The sequence below is a fragment of the Vibrio sp. Y176 genome (assembly GCF_033438945.1).
The window spans coordinates 1-523 of record NZ_JAWOQS010001159.1; the positions used below are offsets into that span (position 1 = coordinate 1).

The following is a 523-nucleotide window of genomic DNA, read 5'->3' on the forward strand; positions in this document are numbered from 1 at the left end:
CATACAACTTTCAGGATTTAAAGTACCGACATCTTTAACGACTGTCATACCGTCATGCATTTCAGTAATTTTTACATCGTTAAGTTTCACTTTACTGTCGTTACATACTTTACCTTCGTAGTTCACTCTTAATCCGTACGCGCCAGATGCGTTTTCTTCAACGTAGGTTGTACAGTCTTTAGTGATACTCAATGCGCCCACTGGAGTAAGTGGAGGACAGCTATCTGTGTCAGACTTAGTAAGCACAGGTTCGCCACCATCTTTGATGGCTGCGCTCGCCGTAGCCTCATTTTCTACACCGTTGATGAGCGAAACAAAGGAACCAGTAAATGTTGCAGTTTCGCCAGCGGCAAGAACGTCAGCAGTGAATGAATCGCCAGCGGTAATATCTTCAACATAAAGGTCGTAAAGTGCACCAAAACCAGTATTGGTTACTTTGATCTCGTAGTTGTAGATGATTGAGTCACCACTTGGTGATAACGCACCAGTTGGACATGTTTTCACAAGTTCCATACCACATAAC

Annotated in this window: 1 pseudogene; it reads right to left on the bottom strand. The window is 43.2% G+C overall.

Annotated elements, in window-relative coordinates:
* A pseudogene (locus R7O13_RS30750) lies at positions 1-504 on the bottom strand (hypothetical protein); the annotation flags it as partial.
* Positions 505-523: the final 19 nt, after the last annotated feature.